This window comes from Methanosarcina sediminis (genome assembly GCF_052056915.1).
Classification (GTDB): Archaea; Halobacteriota; Methanosarcinia; order Methanosarcinales; family Methanosarcinaceae; genus MTP4.
Window position 1 is genome coordinate 1,174,472 of record NZ_CP195119.1, and the last position, 14,002, is coordinate 1,188,473.

The following is a 14,002-nucleotide window of genomic DNA, read 5'->3' on the forward strand; positions in this document are numbered from 1 at the left end:
ATCCTTTCTGCGCAGGAAATTTTTTGAGTTTTACCGTTTTTAATCTCAACTGTTTTTAATCTCAACTGTTTTCAATCTCAACTGTTTTCAATCTCAACTGTTTTCGGACTGGATTTTTTGAGTTTAATTGTTTCTGACTGGATTTTACAGGATTTCATCACCCTGTGGGATACCGCCCCCGAAATTTTCAGAGCAGGGGCTTTTCTGCAGGGAACATTTGTAATTCCCTTTAGTTGTATGATCTTGATCTCTATTAATTCATTTTTCATGTTTTTGCAACCCCAATGCTATGGGAAGGACTCTGTTATTTGCTATAGTCAAGGACCAAAATTCCCCCCAATCTCAAGTGAAAGTTTAACACAGAAAGCCCGGGAAATACGGAATAAAGGAAATAGGGGCACAATCCTTCCGTGCTTTCCGCGTCTTCCGTGGTTATAATTTAAGTGTAAATATTTGCGTTTGGGACTATAATTTTATTATGGCCTATCCCACGAAGACGTCTCCCGTGAAAAAGGATATTTTATCATTGAAAAAATACAGATTGTCCAGTCCAACAGATAACCTTTTTTAAATTCAAAACTATATCATTATTATTCCTTTTTGGGGTCTTAAAAGGATCTTGAAAAATAGTTAAGGGGATAATTTTATGGGAATTAATGGGGATTCAAAAAGAAAGGGATGCATTGCTATTTTTATTTTTTTGATAGCAATCTCTGCCAATATTACCTTCCATGTACCAACTGCAATGGGGTCTCCTGTATACGTTGCAGGAGAGGGGAACGGAGGCTTTAACATTGTCGGCAGCGAGAATACTTTCCAGGTAGCTCAAACCCTTGAGTTTGGAGCAGAGAACTTCGATTTAAAAAGCGTGCACCTTAAGAGTCCCTTCAGATACCTTACAGGCTACACCTTTCTTAGCGGTGATGGACACGGGCCTGAGGATGATTCGAATGCAGATCTCAGGTTAATTGATGAGGCAGGTAGAGGTCTGTTTATTCCATTGATGACGAATGGATTTTATAATTTGATGTTTTTTGAAAAACCTACAAGCATCCTTACCTTTCTGGTTATTCATATTCTGTTATTCGTGTTCTGCATCGGTATAGTAGTGGCCTATACTAATGCCGGAGCAAGCCCTCTCACGAACCCTTCATTCAGGGACGCCATGAAGGTCCTGTTACCACTGTTATTTGCAGGTTTTTTATGCATGCTGTTCCCATACATCGCGACAATTTACAATGTACCGGAAGATTCGGCATATGTTCAAATCTCCAAAGAAAATGGAGTTGTCACTGTAGAGAATGAAAAAGGTGCTGTGATTCATAGCGGCCCCAATGATGCGGACGCAATTGAAGCTGCTCTGGCTGAGAGTAAGGGGAGAGTCATACTCTTTGAAAGAGGAGAATATGATATAGACCGTACAATTCGTTTGAAATCCGAGGTCTCCTTCGTTGGAAATGATGAAGTGGTATTTAATTGCATTAGCTCACCAGCGTTTAATACCGGAACCGGGGGATATTCTTCTTCAACCATATCCTTATCAAGTGATGCAAACTCCGGGGATACCCAAATTAAGCTGTCGAGTGTTTCGGGCCTGGATGTTGGGGACTGTGTAAAAATTTCAGACGAATTCTCAGTTCCTTTTCAAAGGAATGATTACAAAAACGGAGAACTGGCCGAAATAATCGATATTTCAGGTTCAACGATTACCGTTAACCGCCCACTGTATGATGACTATACTGTAGCCAGGAATGCCCAGGTCCGAAAGATCTCGATGTTTAAAGATATCTCCTTTGAAAATATTAATTTTATAGGGTACGGCATGGATACCAGTTCAACTGCGATCTATTTTTACGGCGTGACGAACATCATGATCTCAAATTGCGGATTTGAGGATTTTGGAAACCGTGCGGTAAGTTTCTGGGATTGTTTGGACTGTATTGTAGAAGGCAGTACCTTTAAAAGGATATTTAAAGACGGAACCGGATATGGAATTGCCATAACAAATGCCTGTGACAATATTGTAATAAGAGACAATTCATTTCTGGAAAAGGGCAGACACTACATTGCTGTTGTTGCAGGCCGAGGGGGGGTTACAACAGATGGTTTTACCAGAAATGTTGATGTGACAAACAATATTTTTAGAGATTGTGCTGACGAAGCCGTAAACTCACACCCGACATCAGCTGCAGTTTTCAGAGTCAATGACAATGAATTTTATGATTGCCGAAAGGGTGTCGAATTTTCCAACAGTGATAGTGTTATAACAAACAACACTTTTGTGCGCTGTGCCAATGGAGTTGTATTATTTGATACGGGCAATCATCTAATCGAAGGAAATTCCTTCAGAGAAAACAGAATCTCTATCATACCCCATAATACTAACTCTGTAACCAGAGACAATTCTTTTGAAAACAGTGGGTAAATGAAACAAAATCAAAGTTGCGCTGGCGCACCCCGCTGCAAGCTGGCGGGGTATTCGACTGAAATAAAACATTTAGTATACACAATATACTAAAGGGACTGAGGTACTTTTAACGTAAAACATCCTTTTCCGGACCCTCAGTCCATATAATGGCTGAAGGTTTTGGGATATATAACTTTATGAAGTATAATTTTAATGACGCTGTGAAGATTAAAGAAATGGATGTGGCAATTGCTGCCCCTGTTATCCCGTATTTCGGTATTAGGAGAATGTTCAGTATTGTGTTCATCACAGCACATATAAAAGATAATTTGGACATCAAAGCCACTTTTCCGATACCAGCAAAAGCCCCACTGATTGAAAGAATTGGAGCATATACGGAATAACCAACTAGTAGAATCAAGAGAGGATAGTATGCTGGTAGGAACTCCTCTTTAAACAACACCTCTATCAAAAATTGGCCCAGCAATATGAGTGTAAAAGAAATGAATATGGTGATTGCTAAAACTTTTAACATGCTATTTTTCATCAGTCCATGTATGTTTTCATACTCCTGTTTCCCATAGTAATTTGCTATGGCTGGGGTTGTTATTCTTTGAACCGAGTCGGGAATTAATCTTAACCCCTCTACAAAAATTATTGCAACAGCATAGTACCCTACATCAGTCTCACTCATGAAATGACCTACCATCAGGCTGTCGATCTGCACATTGATCATCCCTATTGAATTTGCAAGGACGATGTAGAACCCGAACCACAGTACTTCTTTAAGGACTGTGCTAATGCTTGCCGATTTGGTAGAAAAATACTCCCTGACAATTATCAATGATAATACTCCCACCATAATTGTCGGAGCTACAAAACCGATCACTGCACCTCTCACGCCCATGTCCAGCAGCACAACCAGAACTATTGAGACGATCATCACAGATACGTGCTGGGCGATGTTCACAATGGCAAACCATTTCATCTTCCGCAGACCGTTCAGAGCCCCAATGACGGCTTTCTGCATGGCTATGAACGGAAAACAGAATGCTGTGATCTTCAAAAGGTCGACCATTTCGGGACTGTGAAAAAACTGGATAGCTATAATTCCTGATAGCAGGTACATTAGTACCCCCATCATAGACCCGCTTACTATGGACCCGAAAAGTCCGCATGAAACAAATCCCTTTATCCTGAGCAGGTCGTCATCATATTCGGCAAGGTATTTGGTCAGAGCTACACCAATACCGAACGCTGCAAAGTGCATGCCGAAAATGTATATTGTAAAGACCAGGGTGTACAGGCCGAGTCCCGAGGGCCCCAGTTCTTTACCGAGCACGATTCTAAGCAACAGATGTGATAAAGAGGCTGTTGCCAGGCTGATGAACGACCACTGGACGTCTCTCATCATTTTGCTGAATTTTAGGTTGAACATATCTTGACCGTCGAGGTGTAAGAATTAATAACTGACTGGCTTTCAATTCTATTCTGTGAATGCTAACATATCTGTGAACTAAATGTTCCGAACCTGTGGATTTTATAGTCTCAGGTGACTGGTCTTATCGTTCTTTTTCACTCAAGAACCCCCCATAGAAATGAAATAAATCAACCCCACATCTATACGGAAACGCAACGATCAATCCATTGCATGCCGGATAAAAGTAAGTCAAACAGCTTTTTTAATATTTTTTTAGAGGTGTATTCCATCATCCTCATTTTTAGATCCCAGAAACCCCTATTTTAAATCCCGTCCACATTTTTATCCAGGTTGTATTGTTTCCCCCAAACCCTTTATCTTCCCCCCGACAACTTTTGAACAAATTTCGATATGACTGGGTGAACTTTTTACCTCAAATTTTAGCGCAGGCACTGGTAGGTTACTATAGAATATTCGTGAACCCTCTCCGCTTATTGAGTGTCGATAATAGAAACAATCTTTTCACTTGCATTTCCATTTCCAAATCTGTCTTCGTGTGTCTTCAATGAAGGATGAAATCCATTTATCATTTCAATAATTTTGTCTTTATTGGCTCCAACCAGGACATTCCACCCATCTTCAACCGTTTCGCCCCATTCGGTATTTTCTCTCAATGTGATGCATGGAATTTTCAGGATATATGCCTCTTTTTGAATGCCGCCGGAATCCGTAAGTATCATTTTTGCATGGTTCATCAGTTTTATGAAATCAAGAAAACCGAGTGGTTTTACCAGTTCAACAGATGACTTCAGCTTATCATACATCCCATATTCTTTTAAGAATTTTTCAGTTCTCGGATGTACCGGGAATACAACAGTTTCTTTTAATTCGGAAAAAGCATCAACAATATTTTTAAGATTCTCTTTGTTGTCTGTGTTACTTGCCCTGTGAATTGTGGTTAAGAAATAGCTTTTGCTTTGTAAACCAAGGTCATTCAGGATATTTGATTTGTTTTCTGCAATCTTTTTGTTGTAAAGCAGGGAATCCGCCATCACATCTCCTGTTAAATGCACATTATCAGTGATTCCTTCGTTTTTTAAATTGCTAACCGCGTTCTTAGTCGGGCAGAAAAGAAGGTCAGAGCAGTGGTCTGTCAGAATCCTGTTTATTTCCTCAGGCATTGATTTGTCAAAACTTCTTAACCCGGATTCTACATGAGCAGTTTTCACATGGAGTTTGGAGGCTGCAAGGGCTCCGGCAAGCGTTGAATTTGTATCCCCATAAGTCAACACAAGATCGGGTTCTTCTTTGATAAGTACTTCTTCTATTTTCTTCAGCATTTCACCCGTTTGAAAGCCGTGTGAACCCGAACCGATTCCCAGAAAATAATCCGGTTCAGGGATGTTTAGTTCACTGAAAAAAACATTATTCATCTGATAATCATAGTGCTGGCCAGTATGAATCAATATTTCATCATGTTTTTTTCTCAACTCTTTTGATACCACGGATGCCTTTACGAATTGAGGTCTCACACCTACTATGCTGGCGATTTTCATGATACTACCTTATCTAAAATTATATTGGAAATCCGGATTTTCTTTCATTTCCTTAAAACTATCAGGATAACTTTCAATGAACCATGTCATGAATGCTGTAACATCTATTTTTTCTTTCAATAACCTTTCTCTTTTCTTATCCCATTCTTCTTTACGCTCTGGTTTATTTATAAGCTCAACTGCTTTTTTTAACGCTTCTCCGGAGTCACTATAATTGAAAATAAGATTATACTTTTGCTCAAGCTCTATAAAATTCGACATATCATTGTTTCCTACAAAAGAATTACAGCGTATTGCAGGAACCCCTAAAACTGCAGCTTCGGTCGTCATTGTCTGACTATCCCCAACCAGCATTTGTGTATAGTATAGTAAATCATGAAGTTTCTCCGGTGAAACCGAAACCCGGTATTTATCCATTTCCGGACCCAGTTTTTCTTCAGAAGTGATTAACACACGCCCGTATTTTTCAAGTCCTTTTACAAACTCTATTTTATTTTGTATGCCCTTGTGGCCGATATCATGGTCTGCATCCCACGCAACAAATCTTAAAATTATGAAAATATCTTCCCCGCTTAAACCTAGCTCATCAAGTACTGCCTGTTTTGGATGAAAGCGATTGGGATGGAGGTATGCCAACTCCTTGTAGCCATCGAATAAAACCTGTTTTGCCCCGAGTTCCTTTTTGAATGAAGATGTAGTGCAAATAACAGTTGCAAAAGGATTTGTCAGAAGATGTTCAATTGTCCCTTTTTCGGAATCCTCAAAAATAATAGAAGGTTTTCCAATCAATTTTCCAATATGAGCACTGTAGGCATTCCCGGAACCCCCTACCAGGATATCCGGTTTAAAATACTTTGCTATATTATATACTCGCTTATCAATTTCGATCAGTTCAACCGCTTTAGAAAATAACCCTGACCTTGCAGACCCGACAACTTCATAATCAAAACCATAAGCATCCAGCAAATTCAAAGAAACATCCTTATCAATTGCTGTAATCTTGCATTCATGTCCTTTATTCTCTAAACCCCTGATTACATACTTAAATAAATGAACTTGAGCCGGATGACAAATATTGAAAAGTATCCTCATTTCCTCACCACCAGCAAAACCTTCTTCCCCGAATTAAATACAAGATCCTCTAACCAGAACAAGCCCCAATAAATGCTATTTGAGGTCCATCGACTCGGATGCAGTGAAATATAAAAATTACTGATTTTATTTCTCTTGATCAACCTGATAAGCTCATCAGTCGTATTAGCAGAGATCTGCTCATTTTTACCGGGAATAAAATCTCGCAGGTTATTTTTTGAGTTCCACCCTCTTCCCGTATCAGTAAAATAATTGAGGTTTTTCCCTGCAGATAAATAGGCCTCTCCAATAAGTCCAAAGTCCCTGAAATCATAGGATTTCCAGAGATCACGATTATCGTATTTTGATAACACGGACCCATGCATACAAATTGTTTTTAGGTTGCAGATGCTTCTGAATTTATCCACATCATCTTCAAATAATTTGATGGCTTTTTCATGGTCACCCCTTGCAGTGCTCAAGACCTCATAATGATACCCTACCTCATGCCCCATTCTCTCGATTTCCTGTATGATTTCAGGAACAAAAACATTATTGCGAGTTCTGAAGTAATAAGTTGCCTGTATCCCAAGTTCCTTTTCTATACGTGCGGTGTCTAACGCGGTCTCGGCCCGTCCATCCACATCATGACGCATCAGGACAAAACGCTCTGGATAATTATTACCTGAGGTCACGTATTCTCCCACGGTGATGGTTGTATAGTTTTCTGTGATAGTAGAACAGAGTTTATAGAATTTATCAAGTGTAAAATCAAGATTGTGAATATTTAGCATTACAGATTACCCCAATTTACCCCAATTTACACTATTAACATTAGAGATTGACCCAATTATGACTGCAGTTTCCTATAAATAGTATAGGTTGTCCCAATTAATACTACAGAGTAACTTGATTAACGTGACAGAGTAACTTGATTAACGTGACAGAGTAACTTGATTAATGTAACACATGAAAACGATGATTTAGTATTTCAACAATCTTATCCAGATCTTTTTTGTCCATATTTGGATGAGTAGGTACGGTTAAGGTTTTATTTGTCATCTGTTCAGCTATTGGAAAATCTGAAGATTTTTCATTGTACAGGCGTGGAAGTGATTCTGGCAGATATGGAGTTACTTCTATTCCTGAATTTATAAATGAATTTATGAGTTTATTGCAAGTATCTCTGCTTATATTTTCAAAGTAGATTGGAAAGCGAGAATATGTCGGTTTCATCTGTCCGGATACTTCTGGAAAAAATAAACCATCCTTATATAAATTTTCCATCAGGTAGCTGGCATTTTTAATCCTTGCATTGTTATAAGCATCTAACTTTGATAGTTGCTTTACGCCCAGACTAGCCTGAAACTCTGTATACTTATACATCAAATCCCCTAGCTCAGAATATGAGATTGAGTTTGTCTCCCCCAGATTTTTATTCCCCATTAGACTATACACTAATGAATAAAAAGCATTAACATTGCAAAGCGAATATCCAAACATATATGCAAAGGTTTTAATTTGATGCATAAAACCATATTTTTTAAAAGTATCATTTATTGAAGAGACCTTATTCGAAAGTTCACTGTCATCGGTACAAACAATGCCACCATGAATCGTAGTGATTGGCTTTCCCATATTCAAACTGAATAACCCTGCATCTCCGTAAGTACCGACTTTCTTTTCTTTATATTCAGCCCCCATTGACTGGCAGGCATCTTCAATTACCATGGCTCCGTGGTCATGGGAGATTTCCGTAATCTTATCTATAGAACAGGGATAACCGAACATGTGAGTTGCAATGACAACCCTGGTTTTACTTGATATTTCTTTATTAAGGCTGTCAGGATCCATATTATATGTGTAAGGCTCGAGATCAACTAATTTGAGTTTCAGCCCCATTGTAGTAACAAGGCGTAGAACATCTTTACAGGTGTAGGCAGGAACAATAACTTCATCACCTTTTTTTAAATCATAGGCTCTCATTATGGTATACAAGCCGGAAAAACCGGAACATGTAAGGTTCACGTACTTGCAGTTCAGGTAATTAGATATTTCATCTCGAAACTTTGCGTAAGCAGTTGAATTATTTCTTGAGTTCGCAGACGTCTTAAAATATTCGGACGTAGTCTTCAATATTTCTTGTGGATAAATGGGCGCCTGGGAAATTGGAATCATTAGATAACTCCTAACATATCCTGTCCAATATCAATTACGATTACTTACTGATCTACTCAAAATGACTTACTAATCTACCCAAAATGACTTACTAATCTACCCAAAATTTGTTTTTTTAAATCCCTCACAACTCTCAATTATCTGAAGACAAACATTTTTCATAATGTTTCAGGGTATGTCTCTCCTGATGTTGGGACCTATTTTTGCTGTCAATGATAAGGGCAATCTACTCCAGACCTTTGCATATTTTTTATATTCATCATGAGGGGGTCTCAGAATCATAGACGGGGGGGAATAAGAGTAATTCAGTGGAAATTCAGTACAACCCCAGCGAGTTTTAAATACCTGATTGCCGGAATTAACCAAACTTCTACCAAAATCAACCCACGAAAGATTATTTTCAGATGCATATTCCACACAATTCCAGTACATGAAATCATTAGGAGCATATTGGAAAAACTCCGACAGAGCTGCACCCCATGCTGTGATCAACACATCTTTGAATGTCAGGAGATAGAAAGAAGCTATTGGAAGGCCATCTAAACTTGCTCGGGATGTAAAAACATTACCGGGAAATTGCTTAATGATGTTCCTGAAAAATTCTTGATCATGAACAGGAGTACCCAGCCGTTTCATACTCCAGGAATATAGCTCATAAAATGTAGAGATCCCCTCCAAACTTGCCTCCATTTCATATTTCAAATTACTTTTTATTCCTTTTCTGATTCTATTTCTAACATTTCTGTTCATCTTGTTCCAGACATTCTCATGCCCTGCCGAAACATCTAAAAGGAAAGTGGAGAAGTTTCTGGTACAGCTGATATTTCCATAAATATTAGTTTTGAAATTCCGAAACTCGCAATAATCCACTCCCAGATTATCTCCGATATCAATTGCCTCGTCAATTAATGCTTTCTCAACAGAATCGTCAACAGCACAAACCCCACCGTAAGGAGAAAACGGAACGGATACAAGACGTCTTCCAAAAAACAGATTATTCATATAAAAAAGTGGAAAAATACCAGCTATGTTTCCGACCTCATCTTCAGCAAACAAATAATAAGGTTCATGGTCATAGGTTTTCTGGACAACATTTTTCCACCCGATTTGATGATAAAATGTTGTCCTATCATTCTCCATGACAAAGTCTCCCCACCTTTTTTCGTCTTTTGGTTTCAATTGCTTTATCTCAAATTCCATGATGATTCCCTAGCAGATCTCTTAAAGGAACTTTCTTAACATTGTCTAACTTTTTTAATACATGCCGAATTCTTTTTTCAACTATTTTTCCTTTCAGAACCCAGTATAAAGGTCTACCATTTCCAATAGATGGAAATTTCTCATTAGAAATATCAATTGGATGAAAATAAAATATCGTATGGCCTCTGTTTAAACTCTGCTTCAGCCCTTTGAATATAAAATGAGAACCAAGAAATCTCAGCATTGGTCCTCCCGAACTGGGGACCTTAACTCCCATATTATAATAGGCCCAGGGGAATTCAATAAAATTCCTGCTTTTGGCAGGTTCCAGGCACCCTTTGGATGGATAATAAGGGACAGAGGAAACACCTTTCAAAGAAGAATCTGATTTATTATACAGCGAATTTACGGACACTGATGAATCGTACTTGAATCCGATTTTTTCAAGTGAGTCAAGCATCCATCCTGTTACCATTGCATTTGGTGCCCGGTACCCAATTACTTCCTGCCCGGAGATCTTTTCAAGTATATTCTTTGCCTCCAGGGTACTTGTTTCAAATTCTTCAACGCTCATCAGAGGTTTTTTTGTCTTTGGATCGATACTGCATGTATGATGCGCTCCATGACATGCAATTTCATGCCCTCTTTCAGAAATTAATTCAATGAGTCCCGGGTAATGTTCTGCGATATCGGCAACAACAAAAAATGTGGCAGTTATGTTAAATTCATCCAGAATATCCAGTATTCTTTTTGTAGGTTCACTCAAGTAGTCATACCTATCATTCCATTTTTCAAAAAATTCATTTACATCTTTGTAAACCGAAAAGGCAGAACCAGAAACCGACGGAATATGGTACCAGTCTTCAATGTCGACTGTAATAGACAAACTATTATTTCTTATCCTCCTCATACCCTGGCTCTCACTATTACGTTTCATCAAAATCTTCTTCCCGATATTAACTGCAAGATCCGCTGAATAATATAAGCCCCATCCAGAAATACTTGAAGACCATCTCTCCGGATGAGTTAATATATAAAAATTATTATATTCTTCATTTTTTATCAACTTTATAAGATCCGCAGTTGTATTCGCAAAGACCTGTTCATTTTTACCGGGAATATAATCCCTTAAATTGCTTCCGAAGCTCCATGTTCTTCCGGTATCGGAGAGATAATTGAGATCATCTCCTGCTGAGAGGTAGGCTTCCCCGATTATTCCGAAGTCCCTGAAATCGTGGTTATTCCAGAGGTTGAGGTTATTGTATTTTGACAGGGGCCTCCCGTGCATTGAGATCGTTTTTACCTCGCAAATCTGTCTGAAATCGTCCAGATGGGACCGGAAAATGTCGATAGCCTTTTCGGAATTTCCATTTGCCTCACTCAAGGTCTCGTAATGATAGCCGATTTCATGGCCCATGTCCCTGATCTTGCATATGATATCAGGTTTGAACACACTTTTGCATGATCTGAAATAGTATGTTGCTCTTATGCCGAGTTCGTGTTCAATCTTTGCAGTCGTTAGAGAGTTTCCCGGCATCCTGTCAACATCGTGGCGCATTAATATGAAACGTTCCGGATGCTTGTTATTCAGGTATTCATTCATCGTTACTGTGGGGTAGGTGCTGGATATTGCCTCACAGAGTTGACGAAATTTATGGGTTGTGAAATCGCAATCTTCAATGGTCAGCATTAGAGATCACCGCCATGAATTTTTGTGACTTTTCGAAGCTATTTGACTTCAACCAGCACATGCTGTCCACAATATTTATTTCCGGGCATCTCTGTTCACACTCTCGATCTTTTTTGATGCTCTCACAGTTCCATCCATAAGGTATCAATTCATCAGACGTTGTCTTGATCATCGTTTCCTTGTTAGCGGTGCAACCCTGATGCCAGCTCTGGCCTGCAAGCCAACTGGCAGTTACACTGTTTGCTGACTCTGTGGTCGCAACCGGCTGTCGCATATGTGCTTGAGTTCTTCTAATCATCTCTCTCATGGGTCAATCTACAACGATCATGCGGCTACATGCTGCTTTGCGAGTAGTGCAACTGTCCCTGTGGCAATCATCCATAAAAAGAAAATGTCACCACAATCCCCTGTGAAACGTTTTCGGTAAATTCCTGTCCCCCACCCCAACGCCAGGGACTTCACTTATAGCAGTATTAAACACTGAAAAAATTTCATTTTTGGAAATATAAGTTCGGATAACTTCAAATTTGTAGCTAATAAATCCTGAGATTCATTTCGCAAGTCTTAAGTGACTGGTCACTTATCTTGTTCTCAAATTTATATGGCAAATTGCAATAGAAGTCACGCACTTGAGAAGAAAAAACAAGCACGTGAGACCTTACCAAGAACATTATTAGTTAGACTTGTTGGTGTCTCATGCCACTGGTTTTTGGTTCAACTGCGTAAGTCCTATGCAAAATACTATTCATAAAAATAAATAATTTTGGAAACAATGTTCCCGAAAAATGTTGCCTAAAATTATAAATATTAAAAAGCAAAGGTAACTATTCCACCTGCCCAAAACAACGTAATTTGCCGTATTTTCCCAAAAATGAAAGGGGCAAATGACCATAAGCCTAATTTCTCAAATTATGGATACCGAGTGCTTTTTTAAGCCAGCCCGAGTACTTAGGCACACAAACCGAATTATAAAAAAATCAATATCAATAGGCTTATTTTGTTTGCGTTGAACAGCACAAGTGATGAGGATAAAATTTCTGGTACTTGTGATAAGTCACTATAAAATAGAGGGACAAGAGACTTTGAACAAATATTTTATTGCGAACATTATATAAAAATAAAGCTTAAATTAAGAGTATTTTGCACCCTTACTACAAGAACTTACTGGATTTATATAGCCAGATCTATATAAAAAAGAGGCAAACATATATATTAAGTTTATGTGGGGAATTTTGGAGACGCTTCCATCATTGAACTTGCTGTTCTAATGACTTAAATAAAGGAGTCACTCGTCTTCCCCTGCCATCACACCTTATTACACTTTGAGAATATTGTTTTAAGAACTTATTATTGATCACACTGATTTTTCAAGAATCCCCGAACTGTCTTGTCAATGAGGATGAAAGGTGTCAATAAAAGCAATTTGTTCAACCAGGTTTCCAGATTCCCGCACATGCCACTACTGTTAAAGAAGAAAAAGAAGCTCAAAAAAGCTTCTAAATGCTTAATTTCAAATTGATATGAAAAAAGTGATAATAGGTTTTTCCGGGGAGTCGTGAAATAAGACTCATCTAAAGCACTAAAGAATAATTACATGATTTGTAAAGTTTTAAAGACAACAGTCGCAAATAAAGAATACAACAGCGGATAAATCCCTGCATTTACTGAAGTTTCCAGGGTTTTTCCCCACATTTTCGATACAGATAAAATTTGCCTGAAAGAAAGGAGAAAGATCAAGCCTATCATCGGCATTAGCCCGTATTCTGGCAATCCCGAAGAAGTTGTCATTGAAATTGTATCGTATGGAATAACCGCATTTGTTACTATACTTGTAAACGTTATAATTCCCCCCTGGCAGTTGCCAAACTCATGTGAATTCTCCCAGATCAGATCTGAGACCTTGTGTAAATCCGGAAGTTTACAGGAATAAGTAATGATATTTGCAAAACAATCCTATAAATAACTTCTCGCAAAAATAATAACATTCCTCATAATAAATTAAAGTATATATTACTGTTATCTTTTGCATTCAGGAGCAGCAGTTACACCGAAATGTTTTATAACCTCCCTTGTTATCCAGGAAGGACTGTAATGTTCTCAAACCCCTTTGTTCCTTGACACTCCTCTCAAAAATCAATTTCAAGGTAAACTTCCTGCACTTTCCTACCGGCATCTTTCCTGCCTGTATAAAAGAACGGGCCTGTATAAAGGAATTTTTTTGAATGTTTTTGGCAAACAAATTCCACTGAAAAAAAGCTGTGAAATTTGTCTACCTTCACATTCGGATATGAAGGAAACGTTGAGGAGGTCAGGATTTTTAGTACTTATTCCGGAGACAAGCTTAACCAGATTTTGCACAATGTAACACTGTGGACGCCCAGACTGTAGCCCCTAATATTATACAGTTTGGTTTGACGCTATAATAAAGCCAGCCCCAATAAATAAATAAATAAATAAATAAATAAATAAATAAATAAATA

9 protein-coding genes are annotated in these 14,002 nt (G+C 38.4%); 1 reads left to right on the forward strand and 8 read right to left on the reverse strand.

The features are described 5' to 3' along the window. Positions 1 to 77: 77 nt before the first annotated feature. Positions 78 to 269 (reverse strand): hypothetical protein, encoded by a 192-nt coding sequence (locus ACSAZK_RS04880; protein ID WP_440956277.1) that lies wholly within the window; start codon positions 267 to 269, stop codon positions 78 to 80. A gap of 377 nt (positions 270 to 646) precedes the next feature. Between ACSAZK_RS04880 and ACSAZK_RS04885 the strand changes: the two genes are divergently transcribed. Continuing rightward, positions 647 to 2,425, forward strand: a complete 1,779-nt coding sequence (locus ACSAZK_RS04885) for a right-handed parallel beta-helix repeat-containing protein (RefSeq protein WP_440956278.1) — start codon at positions 647 to 649, stop codon at positions 2,423 to 2,425. 109 nt (positions 2,426 to 2,534) lie between these two features. Here the strand turns inward: ACSAZK_RS04885 and ACSAZK_RS04890 are convergent, their stop codons facing one another. The 7 genes from ACSAZK_RS04890 to ACSAZK_RS04920 all read right to left on the reverse strand — a co-directional run bounded on the left by ACSAZK_RS04890 (position 2,535) and on the right by ACSAZK_RS04920 (position 11,522). After that, positions 2,535 to 3,821 (reverse strand): flippase, encoded by a 1,287-nt coding sequence (locus tag ACSAZK_RS04890; protein WP_440956279.1) that lies wholly within the window; start codon positions 3,819 to 3,821, stop codon positions 2,535 to 2,537. A 497-nt stretch (positions 3,822 to 4,318) separates the two neighbouring features. Then, positions 4,319 to 5,383 (reverse strand): non-hydrolyzing UDP-N-acetylglucosamine 2-epimerase, encoded by a 1,065-nt coding sequence (gene wecB / locus ACSAZK_RS04895; protein ID WP_440956280.1) that lies wholly within the window; start codon positions 5,381 to 5,383, stop codon positions 4,319 to 4,321. 9 nt (positions 5,384 to 5,392) lie between these two features. After that, positions 5,393 to 6,475 carry a DUF354 domain-containing protein gene (locus ACSAZK_RS04900; RefSeq protein ID WP_440956281.1) on the reverse strand — a complete coding sequence of 361 codons (1,083 nt, stop codon included), beginning with the start codon at positions 6,473 to 6,475 and terminating at the stop codon, positions 5,393 to 5,395. Beyond that, a complete protein-coding gene (locus tag ACSAZK_RS04905) occupies positions 6,472 to 7,161 on the reverse strand; it encodes a hypothetical protein (protein ID WP_440956282.1) in 690 nt (229 codons plus the stop codon). The genes ACSAZK_RS04900 and ACSAZK_RS04905 overlap by 4 nt, the downstream gene beginning before the upstream one ends. A gap of 250 nt (positions 7,162 to 7,411) precedes the next feature. Next, positions 7,412 to 8,632: a DegT/DnrJ/EryC1/StrS family aminotransferase gene (locus tag ACSAZK_RS04910; RefSeq protein ID WP_440956283.1), complete on the reverse strand. Its 1,221-nt coding sequence runs from the start codon at positions 8,630 to 8,632 to the stop codon at positions 7,412 to 7,414. Positions 8,633 to 8,800: 168 nt separating this feature from the next. Further along, positions 8,801 to 9,832: a FemAB family XrtA/PEP-CTERM system-associated protein gene (locus tag ACSAZK_RS04915; protein ID WP_440956284.1), complete on the reverse strand. Its 1,032-nt coding sequence runs from the start codon at positions 9,830 to 9,832 to the stop codon at positions 8,801 to 8,803. Beyond that, entirely contained in the window at positions 9,822 to 11,522 is a 1,701-nt protein-coding gene (locus ACSAZK_RS04920; protein ID WP_440956285.1) for a polysaccharide deacetylase family protein, read from the reverse strand. Before ACSAZK_RS04920 ends, ACSAZK_RS04915 begins: the two co-directional genes overlap by 11 nt. Positions 11,523 to 14,002 lie beyond the last annotated feature (2,480 nt).

Excerpts from the sequence above, each read along its gene's own strand:
- ACSAZK_RS04900 (WP_440956281.1), bottom strand. The coding sequence starts at position 6,475 with ATGAGGATACTTTTCAATATTTGTCATCCGGCTCAAGTTCATTTATTT.
- ACSAZK_RS04920 (WP_440956285.1), bottom strand. The coding sequence starts at position 11,522 with ATGCTGACCATTGAAGATTGCGATTTCACAACCCATAAATTTCGTCAA.
- ACSAZK_RS04910 (WP_440956283.1), bottom strand. The coding sequence starts at position 8,632 with ATGATTCCAATTTCCCAGGCGCCCATTTATCCACAAGAAATATTGAAG.
- wecB (WP_440956280.1), bottom strand. The coding sequence starts at position 5,383 with ATGAAAATCGCCAGCATAGTAGGTGTGAGACCTCAATTCGTAAAGGCA.
- ACSAZK_RS04915 (WP_440956284.1), bottom strand. The coding sequence starts at position 9,832 with ATGGAATTTGAGATAAAGCAATTGAAACCAAAAGACGAAAAAAGGTGG.
- ACSAZK_RS04880 (WP_440956277.1), bottom strand. The coding sequence starts at position 269 with ATGAAAAATGAATTAATAGAGATCAAGATCATACAACTAAAGGGAATT.
- ACSAZK_RS04885 (WP_440956278.1), top strand. The coding sequence starts at position 647 with ATGGGAATTAATGGGGATTCAAAAAGAAAGGGATGCATTGCTATTTTT.
- ACSAZK_RS04890 (WP_440956279.1), bottom strand. The coding sequence starts at position 3,821 with ATGATGAGAGACGTCCAGTGGTCGTTCATCAGCCTGGCAACAGCCTCT.